A 15,623-nucleotide genomic window follows, 5' to 3' on the forward strand; every position below is an offset into this window, starting at 1 on the left:
CAACCCCACAGGCAATAAAAATCTCAGGAGCGTTCTCAGATGTTAGACATGTTATTACAGTGGTATCGCCGCCGCTTTACCGACCCGCAGGCTATTGCGCTGCTGGCGATTCTGGTCGCCGGTTTTTGTATCCTTTACTTTCTGAACGGCATTTTAGCCCCGCTGCTGGTGGCGATTGTGCTGGCGTATTTGCTGGAATGGCCGACTGTACGCCTCCAACACGTCGGGCTTTCGCGCACGCTGGCGGTCAGCGTTGTACTGCTGATGTTTGCCGGGATCCTGATGATAGGCATTCTGGTTATTGCCCCGGTGACGTGGCAGCAGGGCGTCAATCTGCTGGCGGATTTACCGAGCATGCTTAACCGTTTCTACGATTTTGCCGCCACGTTGCCCAAGCGTTATCCGGCGCTGGTGGATGCGGGCATCATCGACATGATGGCCGAGAACATGCGCAGCAAGCTCTCGGGGCTGGGCGAATCGGTGGTGAAATATTCTCTGGCGTCGCTGGTCGGATTACTGACGCTGGCCATTTACCTGATTCTGGTACCGATGATGGTCTTCTTCCTGCTCAAAGACAAAGAGCAAATGCTCAATGCTGTGCGCCGCGTTTTGCCGCGCGATCGGGGGCTGGCGGGGCAGGTTTGGGCGGAGATGAATCAGCAGGTCACCAACTATATTCGCGGCAAAGTGCTTGAGATGATAATCGTCGGCGTTGCGACTTATCTGGTCTTCTGGGTAATGGATCTGCGCTATTCGCTGCTGCTGGCGGTGCTGGTAGGTATCTCGGTTCTGATCCCTTATATCGGCGCGATGCTGGTCACCATTCCGGTGGTGATTGTCGCGATGTTCCAGTGGGGGCTCGGCGCAGATTTCTGGACGCTCATCGTCGCCTATCTGGTAGTGCAGGGGCTGGACGGCAACGTCATCGTTCCTTTGCTGTTCTCCGAAGCGGTGAACCTGCATCCGCTGGTGATCATCCTTTCGGTGGTGGTGTTCGGCGGACTATGGGGATTCTGGGGCGTGTTCTTTGCGATACCGCTGGCCACGCTGGTCAAAGCGGTTGTTCACGTCTGGCCGGATGAATTGCTGAACGAAACGGTCTGAGGCCATCATTCTCTCACTCAAATAAAAAAAGCGCGTCTGCGCTTTTTTTTATGAACGTGGATCAGGCGTAAACAATCAGGCTGATTTCTCGTTCAGATAGGCCATCACGATGTCATGGTGATTGGTGGTTTTGAAGTCGTCGAACACTTTTTCAACCTTGCCATTGCCGTCGAGCAGGAAGCTGATGCGGTGGATGCCGTCGTAGGTTTTCCCCATAAAGGTTTTTTCACCCCAGACACCAAACGCCTCGCACACCTGGTGATCTTCATCGGACAGCAAGGTGAAGTTCAGCAGTTCTTTCTCGACAAAACGAGACAGTTTTTCAGGTTTATCGGTGCTGATCCCCAGCACTTCCACCCCCTCACTTTTCAGCTGATCCATGTTATCGCGCAGTCCGCAGGCCTGTACGGTACAGCCTGGGGTCATAGCTTTTGGATAAAAATAGACCAGGACTCTCTGTCCCTGGAAGTCGGCCAGATTAATTTGTTCACCGTCTTGATCGGGTAAACTAAATTGCGGCGCAGGATCACCGGCTTTCAGTGGGCTCATTGTCTTTCTCCGTATCTCTTAGCGATTACTGCAGTTTATTTTCATTCTCAGAATAACTAACGACGTTAATACTGCCTTGCGCATTCAGTTCTGTACATAGCTGATGAAAGGCTTGCTCAATTATTGCCGGATCGGTATTCGCCGCACTGTGCGCCGTCATCTGGATAGAGAGCTGCGCGGGCGTGGTGGCATCGGCAGGGCGGGTTTTCGACGCCAGTTCTGCAATGTTCATCTGGTGCGTATCGAATAAATCGGTAAAGCGTTCGATCAGGTGCGGAGAGTCTTTGACTTCTACTTTCACCCAGACGGTGGCAGGCATCGGCGGACGAACCGGTGCGCTGGTACGTTTCATCACGATGAGTAATTCCAGCTCGGCGCCTTTTTGCGGCAGGGTAGACTCAATCAGCGTGATGGCGTTCCAGCTACCGGAAAGCAGCATGATAAAGGTGAACTCGTCACCGAGCATCGCCAGACGGCTATCCTCGATATTACAGCCGCAGCTGCTGACCTGGCGGGTAATGGTATTGACGATACCAGAGCGATCGGCACCTAAGGCGGTGATAACCAGATAATGTTGTTGTGGCTGCGGCAAAATGGCTGTTCCTGTCGTGCTTGGGAGTATTCCCAAGGTAAACATAAAAAAAACCGTCGGACAAGCGCTTACAACACGTTGATTGCTTGCTTTTGCAGTGGTGTCAAAAGTACCATGAGTGACCTGTTTGTGGAGGGGAAGGTCAATGTTTACGGGAAGTATTGTTGCACTGGTTACGCCGATGGACACCAAAGGTGCTGTCGATCGCGCGAGTCTGAAAAAACTGATTGATTATCATGTGTCCAGTGGTACTGCGGCGATCGTTTCCGTTGGCACGACAGGCGAGTCGGCTACGCTTAGCCATGACGAACACGGTGACGTGGTCATGCAAACGCTGGAACTGGCCGATGGGCGCATCCCTATTATCGCAGGCACTGGTGCCAATGCCACCGCCGAAGCGATTTCTCTGACGCAACGTTTTGAAAAGAGTGGTGTTGTGGGCTGTCTGACAGTCACACCTTATTATAACCGTCCTACGCAGGAAGGCCTGTATCAGCACTTCAAAGCCATCGCTGAAAACACCTCGCTGCCGCAAATTCTCTACAACGTGCCTTCACGTACCGGCTGCGATATGTTGCCGCCAACCATCGCGCGTTTAGCAAAATTAAAGAATATTGTTGCTGTTAAAGAAGCAACAGGGAACTTAAGTCGTGTTAGTCAGATCCAAGTGCTGGTTGATGATGAAGATTTCATTCTGTTGAGCGGCGATGACGCCAGCGGTCTGGACTTTATGCAACTTGGTGGCAAAGGCGTCATTTCCGTCACAGCCAACGTGGCTGCCCGTGAAATGGCCCAACTTTGTGAACTGGCGGCAAGGGGCAACTTTGCCCAAGCGCGTCGCCTGAATCAGCGCCTGATGCCGTTGCATCAGCATTTGTTCGTAGAAGCAAACCCAATCCCGGTGAAATGGGCCTGTAAGGCACTGGGGTTGATGGCAACCGATACTCTGCGTCTGCCTATGACGCCGTTAACAGATGCTGCCCGTCCGGTCGTGGAACAAGCATTAAAAAGCGCCGGTTTGCTGTAACTCTTAGGAAGATTTGATGGCCTCTTTATTTGACAAGAATAGTTTCCAGATGACCCGTTTGCAGAAAACAGCCGTAGCGAAAGTGGTCGGGGTTTCCCTGATTATGCTGCTGGCGGCCTGTTCCACAGACCAGCGTTACAAGCGTCAGGTCAGCGGTGATGAATCCTACCTCGATGCGCCCGCGCTCAGTGAGCTCAAAGCACCGGCGGGCATGATTCTGCCAGTGCAGAATGGCACTTACGAAATCCGTCAGGGCGCAATGCAAGGTGCGGTCGGCAAACAGCTCGATATCCGTCCACCAATGCAGCCTCTGGCCTTGCTGAACGGTTCACAAACGCAGTTCGCCGGTGACAGCAGTACTGTATTGCTGGAAAACACCGCGCAAAACCGCGATTTGTGGAACAGCGTGGTGAAAGCCGTTCAACAAAATAATTACAAAATTGCAAACCGCGATGACGCTAACCAGACGCTGACCACTGATTTTGTCGACTGGAATCGTGCAGATGAAGACTTCCAGTATCAGGGCCGTTACCAGATCAGCGTGAAACAGCAGAGCTACCAGTTAGCGCTGACCGTGAAAACGCTTGAGCTGAAACAGCAGGATAAAGCCGTCACCGCCTCAGCTGAAATCCAGCGGTATAACAGCCAGATGATGAACTCCATCACCGCCAGTCTGGATAAAGTGCAGCAGGATACACAAGCCCGTCTCGACAATCGTCGCGTCGGTGAAATCGACGTGCAGAGCGGCGCTGATGATACCGGTTTACCGGTGCTGATTGTACGTACCTCCTACGGCGTAGTGTGGGATCGCCTACCGAATGCACTGGCGAAAGCGGGCATGAAAGTGACCGACAGCAGCCGTCCGCAGGGTACATTGTCCGTCACCTACAAACCGTTGAATGACGATGCGTGGCAGACACTGGGTGCGAAAGATCCGGGCCTCTCTTCCGGTGACTACAAACTTCAGGTTGGTGACCTCGACAACCGTAGTAGCTTGCAGTTCCTTGATCCTAAAGGACATGCTCTCAGCCAGTCGCAGAACGACGCGATGGTGGCGGTCATGCAGGCCGCATTTAGCCAGAGCAGTGCAAAATAATACCAAGGGGCTCCGGCCCCTTTTTACATCTGTTTTTTCCACTGGAGTAAGTAAAGATGCAAAAGTTAGCTGAGTTGTATCGCGGCAAGGCGAAAACCGTCTATACCACTGAAAACCCGGACCTGCTGGTGCTGGAATTCCGTAACGATACGTCAGCACTGGATGGTCAGCGTATTGAGCAGTTCGACCGTAAAGGTATGGTTAACAACAAATTTAACCATTTCATCATGGCTAAGCTGGAAGAAGCCGGGATTCCTACCCAAATGGAACGCCTGCTGTCTGATAACGAAGTGCTGGTGAAAAAACTGGATATGGTCCCGGTTGAATGCGTGATCCGTAACCGTGCTGCAGGATCGCTGGTGAAACGTCTGGGCATTGAAGAAGGTCTGGTTCTGAATCCGCCGTTGTTCGATCTGTTCCTGAAAAACGATGCGATGCACGATCCGATGATCAACGAGTCTTACTGCAAAACCTTCGGTTGGGTGAACGAAGAGCATCTGGCGCGTATGAAAGAGCTAAGCTACAAAGCCAACGACGTGCTGACCAGGCTGTTTGACGATGCTGGTCTGATTCTGGTCGATTTCAAACTCGAGTTCGGTCTGTTCAACGGTGAAGTGGTGCTGGGTGATGAATTCTCACCAGACGGCAGCCGCCTGTGGGACAAAGAGACGCTGAACAAGATGGATAAAGATCGTTACCGCCAGAGTCTGGGTGGCCTGATCGAAGCTTACGAAGAAGTCGCTCACCGCATCGGTGTGAAACTGGACTAAGCAACGCTTAGTTTTTAGCCCGGATGCGCAATCGTTTCCGTCGCGGGCATGGGCTATAACGGGTGGCTATTTCGCCACCCAATTTTCTATCCCGCATTTAATTTCCTCTTTTTCGCCCTGTTTTATTTCATTTAATTCCTTCTGACCTAAAATTACGTCCTTGCGCGGATGGTATTAACCGCGTGCGCTGGCTAGTCTTTATAAAAACAGTCTGGAGGTGGAGTATGCGTTGGCAAGGGCGTCGCGAAAGCGACAATGTAGAAGACAGACGCGGACAGGGATCCAGCGGCGGCGGTCTGGGTGGCGGCGGTATGCGCATCCCTCTGCGCGGCAAAAGCGGCATCGTGATTATCATTGTGGTGCTGGTCGCCGGGTATTATGGCATCGACCTTTCTCCGCTGATTGATGGAGGACAGTCCGGCAATGCGCAACATCAGACGCAGTCCCAATCCATCAGCCCGAAAGATGACGAGCAGGCGAAATTCACGTCGGTGATCCTCGCCTCGACGGAAGATACGTGGAAAGACATTTTCCAGAAGCAGGGGATGACGTATCGCGAGCCGAAACTGGTGATGTACCGTGGCGCGACCCGCACCGGATGCGGCACCGGTCAGTCGGTCATGGGGCCGTTCTACTGCCCGGCGGACAGCACGGTGTACATCGATCTCTCTTTCTATCAGGAACTGAAGGACAAACTGGGCGCAGGCGGTGATTTCGCACAGGGTTATGTTGTCGCCCACGAAGTTGGACACCACGTACAGAGTTTACTGGGCACTGAGCGCAAAGTGCGTCAGATGCAGCAGGGCGCCTCGCAGGCGGTGGTGAATCAGCTGTCGGTGAAAATGGAATTACAGGCCGACTGCTACGCCGGTGTCTGGGGCCATTCGATGCAGGAGCAGAACGTACTGGAAGAAGGCGATCTGAAAGAAGCGCTGAATGCTGCACAGGCGATCGGCGATGATCGTCTGCAACAGCAAAGTCAGGGACGCGTAGTGCCGGACAGCTTTACCCACGGCACGTCACAGCAGCGCTATGACTGGTTCAAACGCGGTTTCGATACCGGTAATCCGGATCAGTGCAACACCTTCGCCAACCGCTGATTTCGCGGCATCATGGCCATTCAGTTCTGGTCTGCCCGCAAAAACTGTTCAATAATCAAAGACCGATTCAGAAAGGCTCTCCGGAGCCTTTCTGCCTTTCTGACAGAAAACGCAGGGAACGCTATGGCTTTTCTCGATCCAACGCTTTTGATCTTACTGGTATTCGCCGGGCTGGGCATTATCAGCCACAACAGCGCGGTGACTATCGCGATGTTCTTCCTGCTGACGGTGCGCATCACGCCGCTGAATACCTTCTTCCCGTGGATTGAAAAATACGGTCTGACTATCGGCATTATTATTCTCACCATCGGGGTGATGGCGCCGATCGCCAGCGGAAAAATAAGTGCCAGTACCGTCGTGCATTCGTTCTTCCACTGGAAATCCATCGCCGCCATTTTGGTTGGCGTGCTGGTGTCGTGGCTCGGCGGACGCGGACTGACGCTGATGGGCACTCAGCCGCACCTTGTTGCCGGTTTGCTGGTGGGTACGGTGCTCGGCGTGGCGCTGTTTAAAGGTGTGCCGGTCGGGCCGCTTATCGCCGCCGGGTTGCTCTCCATGCTGGTCGGGAAAACCTGAGATGCCTGCGGTATCGGCCACATCGTTACAACTACAGATGCTGCGCCGGGGCGTGCGGTGCGTGTTGGTATTCAGCGGTGAAGCGGACTGGTGTGTAGCGCAGGCACTCGATTTTTCGGTAAACGGCGCCGGAGACTGGCTGTGGATCAGTGATTCACCGCCTGTGGGAGTGAACGCCTGCTCACCGTCTGCGGCGCATTCGCTGCTCGGTCAGGATATTTTTCACGGCATTTTTGATGCCCGCAACGGGCTGAACGTGGACGCGCTGGCAGCGTTTTCGGGTACGCTAAAAGCCGGGAGCTGGCTGGTTTTGCTGGTACCGGACTGGTGCCGCTGGTCACAGTTACCTGATGCCGACAGCCTGCGCTGGAGCGAACAACCACAGGCGATCCCCACGCCGCGTTTTATCCGCCGTTTTCAGGCATTACTGGAAAGCACGCCGCATGTCGCACTGTGCAGGCAACATCAACCTTTTTTACTTTCTCCTTTACCGCCTGCACCTGACTGGCTGCCACCCGAGGGGCAACCGACGCCCGAGCAGCAAAAGATTTTACAGCGGCTGATGCGGGCCAAATCCGGTGTGTGGGTGCTGACTGCGCCGCGCGGTCGTGGTAAGTCGCGGCTGGCGGGAATGCTGGCCGCGCAGTGGCCGGGCAGCTGTTGGGTGACTGCGCCGGGTAAGCGCCCGGCAGGTCAGATCCTCGAACTCGCGCCCGAAAGCACCTATTTTATCGCGCCCGATGCCCTGCTGGCGCGGTGCCGTGAAGCAGCGGTGGAGGGGGCGGACTGGCTGATTATCGATGAAGCCGCTGCTATTCCTGCGCCGATGCTGGCGGAGCTGGTGACGGCTTTCCCGCGTGTGTTGCTCACCACCACGGTGCAGGGTTACGAAGGCACCGGACGCGGATTCCTGCTGAAGTTTTGCGCCTCGCTGCCGCACTGGCACGATCTAAGGCTGACCGCGCCGATCCGCTGGTCAGAACAGGATCTGCTCGAGCCGCTGATCGGGGAAGCATTACTTTTCGGCGAGCCCCTGACGGACGTTAAAAACGTGGGTGGACGTTCGGACATATTTACCCCCGATGCCGACGACTGGCTGCGGCATCCTGCGCTGTTACAGGATTTCTACGGCCTGCTGACCAGCGCGCACTACCGCACGTCGCCGCTGGATTTACGCCGTTTGCTGGATGCGCCGGGCATGACTTTCAGCGCCGCCCGACAGGGCGATATTCTGACCGGCGCGCTGTGGCTGGTGGATGAGGGCGGGCTGAGCCCGGAACTGGCACACGACGTCTGGGCGGGAAGACGACGCCCGCGCGGAAATCTGGTGGCGCAGTCACTTGCTGCCCATGCCGGACTGGAGCAGGCGGCGGTATTGCGTTCGCGACGCATCAGCCGCATAGCGGTGCATCCGGCATTCCGGCGTCAGGGCATTGCCCGCACGTTGCTGACGGAACAAAAGCAGCGCGCACGCAAACAGGGGTTAGATTTCCTGTCAGTGAGTTTTGGGTATACCGGTGAGCTGGCTGCCCTGTGGCAGCAGGCCGGATTCCACCTTGCACGCATCAGCACGCAGAAAGAAGCCAGCAGCGGATGTTATGCCGTGATGGCGATTTTACCGGTGAGTCTGACGGGGCGGGATCTGGCGCAGACGGCTGAGCAGCAACTTCATCGCGACTGGCGCTGGCTGGCACCGCTGATGGAAATTACTTTACCGCTTCCACTTGGCGCAGAGACAGCACTCAATGAGGCCGACTGGCGCGAACTGGCCGGATTCGCCTTCGCGCACCGGCCGCTGGAAAGCAGCCTGCCCGCGCTCAACCGCTTGCTGCTTATGAGTCAGTTGCCCCTTCCGGCGCTGCGGGCGCATCTGCAACAAGGGAAAAATGTGGCGGAAGTGGTGCAGACGGCGGGGCTGTCGGGGCGAAAAGCGCTGGTTCAGCGCTGGCGACAGGAAACGCAGCAGGCGCTGGTGGCGCTGGACTCAGCGGTCTGCGAACGCTGGCGGCAAAGAATTTAACGATGTGCAGTCATTGCAAAAAATGGAAAGACTCGTTCAATAAAACCCGATTTCACTGTCCGGCTGGCGGCGTATAGTGGCGGCATTAACCTAAAAACGGGAGAGACCCATGAGCTCAGAACAGATTATCGTCCAGCAACCGGAAGAGCGCGCTAACCAGCTGATTCTACTATTTCACGGCGTGGGCGATAACCCGATTTCCATGGGCGAAATCGGCAAGTTTTTCGCCGTGTCCTTTCCGCAGGCGCAGGTGGTAAGCGTCGGCAGCCCGGATATTTGTGATTTTGGCCGCGGCTTCCAGTGGTTCTCCGTGCAGGGCGTGACCGAGAAAAACCGTCAGCCGCGCATTGATGACGCGATGCCGTTGTTTATTCAGATTGTCCGTGACTGGCAGCAGAAAACCGGCGTAACGCCGGAACACACCACGCTGGTTGGTTTCTCGCAGGGTACTATCATGGCGCTGGAATCCACCAAAGTAGAAGAGCATCTGGCGTCGCGTATCGTCGCGTTCAGTGGCCGTTTCGCCAATCTGCCGGAAAAACCGATTGCCGCAGGCACCGTGGTGCATTTTATTCACGGTGAGCAGGATCCGGTAATCAATCCGTTTCAGTCGAAAAGTGCCGCAGAGCGCCTGAAATCCTTAGGCAACGTGTGCACCCTGAACATTCAGGCGGGCATGGCGCACGGGCTGGACTCGCAGATGATCAATACCGCTATCTCGCATTTGCAAAACGATCAGCCGCAGTAATCTGGTCATTGCCATAAAAAAAGGCAGCCATCCTGGCTGCCTTCGTTTTTACCGGCCTTACTTCTTCTTCGGCCAGTCATCGTCTTTATCCCACTCGGCATTGTTATCGCGATGCGGCGGGATTTCAGGTTTGTCGTTGAGGTACTTTTTGACATCAACGCGTCGCAGTTCTTTAATGCCGCTGATTAACATCCCGAACAGAATGATCAGAATGATCCACCAGTAATCTTTAATCCACTCCATGGCGTGCTCCTTAAATTGTTATGTAGGTAGGGCGATGAATCTTGGGAAGATAGTCGCGATCTCGCTGATTATCCAGTCGGATCCCGCTAAATCTTGCCCCTGCCATGCGCTGATGAGCACGTCCGGCGTCAGTTGCGCAGCGCACAATACGGCCAGCGGGCGATAACTCAGGTGCCAGGGTTCAATGGCAACTCCGCCACGGTCTTTATCATACGGGCGGTAAAAACCAAACTCCGCCATATGGTCTGACATCCATTTGTTCAGCGGATAAAAATATCCGCCTAGTTCATACTCCCACGGCTCCAGCTGTAACGACTGGCCTGCGGGCAGCAGGTGTGGATCATACACATCCAGATCGCTCCCCCAGTGGTGACGGCTGGCGCCCGGAAGTGCCGACCAGCGCAGGATTAGCCCGCAGCGTTCGGCGTCAGAACATCCGCTGATATCCACCGGCTGACTGTCTTTATCTAATACTGGTCGCTCGCCGCGAAATTTGCCATTCCAGATAGCCTGCTGGCGCTCAAAATCGCGAAAAGTACTGGCAGGCTGCAAATCAAAACCAGCTTCCTGCGCGGCCTGCTGCATCCTGGCGAACGCGTCGGCGGCCTGTTTTTGCAGACGGTGCGGCCCGTCGCCCAATGTGACCAGATGCGCGGCTGAGCGCCCGGTCAGCATCTCATTGGTGATCATGCGACTAACTGCTCCATGATGCGCTGATACATGCGGCTCAGGACTTGCAGATCGGCGGCGTGTACGCATTCGTTGATCTTGTGGATAGTGGCGTTAACCGGCCCCAGTTCGACCACTTGTGCGCCCATCAGCGCGATGAAGCGTCCGTCTGAGGTGCCGCCGGTGGTTTGCAGATCTGGCGTGATTTCACTGTAATGGCGAACGGCGTTGACCACCGCATCTACCAGTTCGCCGCGTGAGGTCAGGAATGGCTGACCGGAGACCACCCAGTTCAGCGTGTATTGCAGATTGTGGCGATCGAGTAGCTCTGCCACGCGCTGTTTAATAATGTCATCGGTCAGTTCGGTGCTGAATCGGAAGTTAAACTGTACATACAGTTCGCCGGGAATGACGTTATTGCTGCCGGTTCCGGCGTTGATATTGGCGATTTGCATGCTGGTCGGCGGGAAGAACTCATTGCCGTTATCCCAGACGGTAGCCACCAGCTCGTTCAGCGCAGGCATGGCGCGATGAACCGGATTGTCAGCCAGATGCGGATACGCGACATGTCCCTGAACGCCGTGGACATGCAGGTTAGCGGTCATGGAGCCGCGACGGCCATTCTTCACAATGTCGCCGACGCGCGAGGTGCTGGAAGGTTCGCCGACCAGGCAATAATCCAGACGCTCGTTGCGTTCCATCAGCGCATTGACCACTTTTACCGTGCCATTGACCGCGCTGGCCTCTTCATCGGAAGTGATCAGAAACGCCAGACGGCCTTTGTGATGGGGATTGGCAGCCACGAAACGTTCGGCGGCGACGACCATCGCCGCCAGCGAGCCTTTCATGTCCGCCGCGCCACGGCCGTAAAGCATGCCGTCGCGCAGTGTCGGTTCAAACGGACCGGTGACCCAAAGCTTGTGATCACCGGTTGGCACAACGTCTGTGTGGCCGGCAAACGCCAGCGTTTTACCTTCACCGCGCGTGGCCCAGAAATTCAGGGTATCGCCAAAATTCATGGTTTCGATGTGAAAACCTACAGCGCGCAGGCGGGCAATCATGATGTCCTGACAGCCAGCATCCTCCGGGCTGAGGGAAGGGCGACGAATTAACTGTTGGGCGAGATCGACAACGGGGCAGCTCATGTTATTTCACCTCCGCGAGGAATTGCTGATAGCTCTCTGGTTTGAATCCCAGCAGAGACTGGCCATCGGGAGCCAGTAAAAACGGGCGTTTGATCACTGCCGGATGTTCGAGCATTACCGCTTTGGCGCTGGCTTCGTTATCGCTGGCCGAGCGGACGGCGTCATCGAGTTTGCGCCAGGTGGTGCCACGGGTGTTCAGCATCGCTTCCCAGCCTTGTTTATCGATCAGTTTCTGCAACAGCGCGTCGTCCAGCCCCTCAACGCGATAATCATGAAACTGATAACTGACCGCGTTTTCTTCCAGCCAGCGACGGGCTTTTTTGACGGTATCGCAATTTTTGATGCCATAGAGAATAAATGCGGCTGAAGCTGAAGTCGTTGCCATAGAAAAACGTAACCTGTCAGTAATTATGAACTTTTCACCAGCATAAAATGCCGGTGCGAGGATAGGGCACATAATGAGGCAAAACGCGGGCAGGATCCAGACGGGGCGGGATTGTGATCGTGATTAAAGAATCGTAAGAGATCTTTGGTTTGTACAAAAAACAGTCGTATAATCCCCGCGTCCAATAAAGGGGAGTCAAATGTTAGAGCAAGAATTAGGTAACTGGAAAGACTTTATCGACCGTATGTTGAACGCGTAATTGCTGTAAAACTCAGGCCTGTAAAGCAAGAAAGATTTATTCGCAGTGTCAGCCCGTCATAATAAAAACGTTTGTTCAGGAAGACCATTACGTCCGATTTAGCGACGATTCTTACACCAGTAAATCAGTAATAAAAAAGGCGTTAATTCACATTAACGCCTTTTTTGTGGGCTTTTTACGCGGTTATTTCACGTCGTCTGGCGCTATTTCAACAATATTGGCAATCACCGGTTCACCGGATTTCCCCGGAAAACGGCGGCGCACCAGCACGAAGAACAGCGGTACGAAGAAGATAGCCAATACCGTCGCGGAGATCATCCCGCCGATAACACCGGTCCCCACCGCATGCTGGCTGGCGGAACCTGCGCCGCTGCTGGTTGCCATTGGCAATACGCCGAAGATAAACGCCAGTGAGGTCATCAGAATAGGGCGCAGGCGCATTCTTGAGGCTTCCAGCGTGGCCTCCATCAGCGCCTTGCCTTTGGCGTTGAGATCGTTGGCGAACTCGACAATCAGAATGGCATTTTTCGCCGACAGCCCGATAATGGTCAACATTCCCACCTGGAAGTAAACGTCGTTTTCCAGCCCGCGCAACCAGGTGGCGATCACCGCGCCGATCACGCCTAACGGTACGACCAGCATGACCGAGAACGGAATCGACCAGCTTTCATACAGTGCCGCCAGACACAGGAAGACCACCAGCAGCGAAATCGCGTACAGCGCCGGCGCCTGCGCGCCTGACAACCGTTCCTGATAGGAAAGCCCTGTCCATTCGAGACCAAATCCGGCAGGCAGTTTGGCGACCAGTTTTTCCATTTCGTCCATTGCAGTGCCGCTGCTGACTCCGGTCGCGGCTTCACCGACGATCTCCAGTGCCGAATAGCCGTTATAACGCTCAAGACGCGGTGAACCGGTCTGCCAGTGGGAAGAGGCGAACGCCGAGAAAGGTACCATCGTACCGCTGGTGTTTCGCACGTACCATTTGTTGACGTCGTCCGGCATCATGCGGAACGGCGCTTCGGCTTGCACATACACCTTTTTCACACGGCCTCGATCCACGAAGTCATTCACATAAGTTGACCCCCACGCCGTACTCAGCGTGCTGTTGATGTTCGCTATCGATACGCCGAGCGCCTGCGCTTTCGCCTGATCGATGTCGATCTGCAACTGAGGGCTGTCATCCAGACCGTTGTGACGCACACGGCTTAGATTGCTGTTTTTCGCTGTCATCTCCAGCAACTGGTCACGCGCAGCCATCAGGGCATCGTGGCCATTACCGGCGTGATCCTGCAATTCCATATCGAAACCGGCTGACGTGCCCAGCCCATTAATCGCTGGCGGCCCGCTGGCGATAACCCGCGCTTCCTTGATGTGTTTAAATTCGTTGGTGGCCCGGTTAATGATATCGAAAACTGAGTTCTGACCGGAAGTACGGGAGTCCCAGTCTGTCAGGCTGACAAAGAGTCGTGCCACATTTTGTCCGTTCCCGCCGGGGCCTGCGCCCAGGGTGGAGAACACGGAGACCACATCTTTCTTCTCGTCCGTGAGGAAGTAGTGCTCGATTTTCTCGACCACTTTTTGTGTCTGCTGCAACGTGGAGCCCGGCGGCAGCTGAACCTGAACGGTCAGCACTCCTTGATCTTCCTGCGGCAGGAAGGACGTTGGCAGCCTGATAAACAGGATCGCCAGAAGCACGACGATCAGCAGATACGCCAACATGTAGCGCACGCTGTGTTTGAGAATGCTGCCGACGCCGTTTTCATAACGTCGGGCATTCTTATCGAACATGCGGTTGAACCAGCCAAAGAAGCCGGTTTTACCGTGATGATGGCCTTTGGCAATTGGCTTGAGAATGGTGGAGCACAACGCCGGTGTTAGTGTCAGCGCGACAAAGACGGACAATACCATCGCCGCCACGATAGTAATGGAGAACTGGCGGTAAATCGCCCCGGTGGTGCCGCCGAAGAAGGCCATCGGGATAAACACCGCCGAAAGCACCATGGTGATACCGACCAGCGCACTTTGAATCTGTCCCATCGATTTGCGCGTGGCTTCCCGGGGGCTTAGCCCTTCCTCACTCATCACACGCTCGACGTTCTCCACCACCACGATGGCGTCATCGACCAGTAACCCGATGGCGAGCACCATAGCGAACATGGTCAACGTGTTAATGGTATAGCCGAACTGATGCAAAACGACGAAGGTACCGAGCAGCACGACCGGCACGGCGATGGTGGGGATCAGCGTGGCGCGGAAGTTTTGCAGGAACAGATACATCACCAGAAACACCAGCACAATTGCTTCAAACAGCGTTTTCACCACGTCGGTGATCGCTGCTTTAACGAACGGAGTGGTTTCGTAGGCAATGCGGGTTTCCAGGCCGTGTGGGAAATATTTCTCCAGCTCACTCAGACGCGCACGCACCAGTTTGTCGGTTTGCAGTTCGTTGGCACCGGATGCCAGCTGTACGCCCATCCCGGAGGCCGCCTGACCGTTATAACGGCTGAGAATACTGTAATCCTCCGCCCCGAGGCCAATCACCGAGACATCGCCGAGTTTGACCTGAGAGCCGTCCTGATTCACCCGCAGCGTAATATCGCGAAACTGCTGCGGCGTCTGCAACTGAGACTGGGCGTTAACGGTGGCGTTCAGCGCCTGAAAATCTACCGAGGGCGCGCCGCCGAGCTGACCGACCGCCACCTGACTGTTCTGCGCCTCAATGGCTGAGACGACGTCACTGGTGGTGAGCTGATAGTTGTTGAGCTTGTTCGGATCGAGCCAGACGCGCATGGCGTACTGCGAACCGTAAGCGGTAATACTGCCGACGCCGTCGATGCGGCTCAGCGGATCCTGAATGTTCGAGGCCACATAATCGGCGATATCCTGCTTATCCATACTGCCGTCGGTGGAGACGAACGCCACGGTCATCAGGTTCGTATCACCGGTTTTAGAAACCGTCACGCCCTGCGTCTGCACGTCCTGCGGCAGCCTTTTCAGTGCCTGCTGGAGCTGATTCTGCACCTGTTGCAGCGCTTCATTAGGATTCGTTCCGGCAATAAAGCTCAGCGTAATTTGCGATCTGCCGTTGCTGCTGCTCTGCGAGGACATGTACATCAGGTTATCTAACCCGGTCATGTTTTGTTCGATAATCTGCGTTACGGTATTTTCTAACGTCTGGGCAGAGGCACCCGGATACGTCGCCGTAATACGCACATTCGGGGGAGCCAGATCGGGGTATTGCTCAACGGGCAAGGAATAAATAGCCAGTGCGCCGGACAAGGAAATGATGATCGCTAAAACCCAGGCAAAAATCGGGCGATCGATGAAAAAATTGGCCATG

Annotated in this window: 16 protein-coding genes; 9 read left to right on the forward strand and 7 right to left on the reverse strand. The window is 55.1% G+C overall.

The genetic code is table 11. The annotated features are described in order from the left end of the window. Window positions 1-39 precede the first annotated feature (39 nt). Window positions 40-1,104, forward strand: a complete 1,065-nt coding sequence (locus tag GE278_05825) for an AI-2E family transporter (protein QLK60320.1) — start codon at window positions 40-42, stop codon at window positions 1,102-1,104. A 75-nt stretch (window positions 1,105-1,179) separates the two neighbouring features. On the opposite strand, the gene GE278_05830 is transcribed toward GE278_05825, so the two are convergent. After that, window positions 1,180-1,653: a thioredoxin-dependent thiol peroxidase gene (locus tag GE278_05830; protein QLK60321.1), complete on the reverse strand. Its 474-nt coding sequence runs from the start codon at window positions 1,651-1,653 to the stop codon at window positions 1,180-1,182. A 25-nt stretch (window positions 1,654-1,678) separates the two neighbouring features. Next, window positions 1,679-2,245 carry a glycine cleavage system transcriptional repressor gene (locus tag GE278_05835; protein QLK63211.1) on the reverse strand — a complete coding sequence of 189 codons (567 nt, stop codon included), beginning with the start codon at window positions 2,243-2,245 and terminating at the stop codon, window positions 1,679-1,681. 145 nt (window positions 2,246-2,390) lie between these two features. On the opposite strand from GE278_05835, the gene dapA reads away from it, so the two are divergent. The 7 genes from dapA (at window position 2,391) to GE278_05870 (ending at window position 9,582) form a co-directional block, all read left to right on the forward strand. After that, a complete protein-coding gene (dapA, locus tag GE278_05840; protein QLK60322.1) occupies window positions 2,391-3,272 on the forward strand; it encodes a 4-hydroxy-tetrahydrodipicolinate synthase in 882 nt (293 codons plus the stop codon). Window positions 3,273-3,288: 16 nt separating this feature from the next. Beyond that, window positions 3,289-4,368, forward strand: coding sequence for an outer membrane protein assembly factor BamC (gene bamC, locus GE278_05845; GenBank protein ID QLK60323.1), 1,080 nt, complete (start codon window positions 3,289-3,291; stop codon window positions 4,366-4,368). A gap of 56 nt (window positions 4,369-4,424) precedes the next feature. Further along, window positions 4,425-5,138 (forward strand): phosphoribosylaminoimidazolesuccinocarboxamide synthase, encoded by a 714-nt coding sequence (purC, locus tag GE278_05850; protein QLK60324.1) that lies wholly within the window; start codon window positions 4,425-4,427, stop codon window positions 5,136-5,138. Between the two features lie 224 nt (window positions 5,139-5,362). After that, window positions 5,363-6,238: a hypothetical protein gene (locus GE278_05855; GenBank protein ID QLK60325.1), complete on the forward strand. Its 876-nt coding sequence runs from the start codon at window positions 5,363-5,365 to the stop codon at window positions 6,236-6,238. A 123-nt stretch (window positions 6,239-6,361) separates the two neighbouring features. Next, window positions 6,362-6,814, forward strand: coding sequence for a DUF441 family protein (locus tag GE278_05860; protein QLK60326.1), 453 nt, complete (start codon window positions 6,362-6,364; stop codon window positions 6,812-6,814). A gap of 1 nt (window position 6,815) precedes the next feature. Further along, window positions 6,816-8,834, forward strand: a complete 2,019-nt coding sequence (locus GE278_05865) for a GNAT family N-acetyltransferase (protein ID QLK60327.1) — start codon at window positions 6,816-6,818, stop codon at window positions 8,832-8,834. A gap of 109 nt (window positions 8,835-8,943) precedes the next feature. Further along, entirely contained in the window at window positions 8,944-9,582 is a 639-nt protein-coding gene (locus tag GE278_05870; GenBank protein ID QLK60328.1) for an esterase, read from the forward strand. Between the two features lie 57 nt (window positions 9,583-9,639). On the opposite strand, the gene GE278_05875 is transcribed toward GE278_05870, so the two are convergent. The 4 genes from GE278_05875 to GE278_05890 are packed head-to-tail and all read right to left on the reverse strand — an operon-like array spanning window position 9,640 to window position 12,024. Beyond that, a complete protein-coding gene (locus GE278_05875) occupies window positions 9,640-9,825 on the reverse strand; it encodes a hypothetical protein (GenBank protein ID QLK60329.1) in 186 nt (61 codons plus the stop codon). An 18-nt stretch (window positions 9,826-9,843) separates the two neighbouring features. Next, window positions 9,844-10,515: a D-alanyl-D-alanine carboxypeptidase family protein gene (locus tag GE278_05880; GenBank protein ID QLK60330.1), complete on the reverse strand. Its 672-nt coding sequence runs from the start codon at window positions 10,513-10,515 to the stop codon at window positions 9,844-9,846. After that, on the reverse strand, window positions 10,512-11,639 hold the full coding sequence (gene dapE, locus GE278_05885) for a succinyl-diaminopimelate desuccinylase (protein ID QLK60331.1): 1,128 nt from the start codon (window positions 11,637-11,639) through the stop codon (window positions 10,512-10,514). The genes GE278_05880 and dapE overlap by 4 nt, the downstream gene beginning before the upstream one ends. Window position 11,640: 1 nt before the next feature. Beyond that, complete coding sequence (locus GE278_05890; protein ID QLK60332.1) at window positions 11,641-12,024, reverse strand: ArsC family reductase; 384 nt, start codon at window positions 12,022-12,024, stop codon at window positions 11,641-11,643. A 199-nt stretch (window positions 12,025-12,223) separates the two neighbouring features. Here GE278_05890 and ypfM point away from each other — a divergent pair, with 199 nt between their 5' ends. Further along, complete coding sequence (gene ypfM, locus GE278_05895) at window positions 12,224-12,283, forward strand: protein YpfM (protein QLK63212.1); 60 nt, start codon at window positions 12,224-12,226, stop codon at window positions 12,281-12,283. 183 nt (window positions 12,284-12,466) lie between these two features. Here ypfM and acrD read toward each other — a convergent pair whose 3' ends face one another. Continuing rightward, entirely contained in the window at window positions 12,467-15,622 is a 3,156-nt protein-coding gene (acrD, locus tag GE278_05900; GenBank protein QLK60333.1) for a multidrug efflux RND transporter permease AcrD, read from the reverse strand. Window position 15,623 lies beyond the last annotated feature (1 nt).

The sequence above is a fragment of the Enterobacteriaceae bacterium Kacie_13 genome (assembly GCA_013457415.1).
GTDB lineage: Bacteria > Pseudomonadota > Gammaproteobacteria > Enterobacterales > Enterobacteriaceae > Rahnella.

Excerpts from the sequence above, each read along its gene's own strand:
- GE278_05825 (QLK60320.1), top strand. The coding sequence starts at position 40 with ATGTTAGACATGTTATTACAGTGGTATCGCCGCCGCTTTACCGACCCG.
- GE278_05830 (QLK60321.1), bottom strand. The coding sequence starts at position 1,653 with ATGAGCCCACTGAAAGCCGGTGATCCTGCGCCGCAATTTAGTTTACCC.
- dapA (QLK60322.1), top strand. The coding sequence starts at position 2,391 with ATGTTTACGGGAAGTATTGTTGCACTGGTTACGCCGATGGACACCAAA.
- bamC (QLK60323.1), top strand. The coding sequence starts at position 3,289 with ATGGCCTCTTTATTTGACAAGAATAGTTTCCAGATGACCCGTTTGCAG.
- purC (QLK60324.1), top strand. The coding sequence starts at position 4,425 with ATGCAAAAGTTAGCTGAGTTGTATCGCGGCAAGGCGAAAACCGTCTAT.
- GE278_05855 (QLK60325.1), top strand. The coding sequence starts at position 5,363 with ATGCGTTGGCAAGGGCGTCGCGAAAGCGACAATGTAGAAGACAGACGC.
- GE278_05860 (QLK60326.1), top strand. The coding sequence starts at position 6,362 with ATGGCTTTTCTCGATCCAACGCTTTTGATCTTACTGGTATTCGCCGGG.
- GE278_05865 (QLK60327.1), top strand. The coding sequence starts at position 6,816 with ATGCCTGCGGTATCGGCCACATCGTTACAACTACAGATGCTGCGCCGG.
- GE278_05870 (QLK60328.1), top strand. The coding sequence starts at position 8,944 with ATGAGCTCAGAACAGATTATCGTCCAGCAACCGGAAGAGCGCGCTAAC.
- GE278_05875 (QLK60329.1), bottom strand. The coding sequence starts at position 9,825 with ATGGAGTGGATTAAAGATTACTGGTGGATCATTCTGATCATTCTGTTC.
- GE278_05880 (QLK60330.1), bottom strand. The coding sequence starts at position 10,515 with ATGATCACCAATGAGATGCTGACCGGGCGCTCAGCCGCGCATCTGGTC.
- dapE (QLK60331.1), bottom strand. The coding sequence starts at position 11,639 with ATGAGCTGCCCCGTTGTCGATCTCGCCCAACAGTTAATTCGTCGCCCT.
- GE278_05890 (QLK60332.1), bottom strand. The coding sequence starts at position 12,024 with ATGGCAACGACTTCAGCTTCAGCCGCATTTATTCTCTATGGCATCAAA.
- acrD (QLK60333.1), bottom strand. The coding sequence starts at position 15,622 with ATGGCCAATTTTTTCATCGATCGCCCGATTTTTGCCTGGGTTTTAGCG.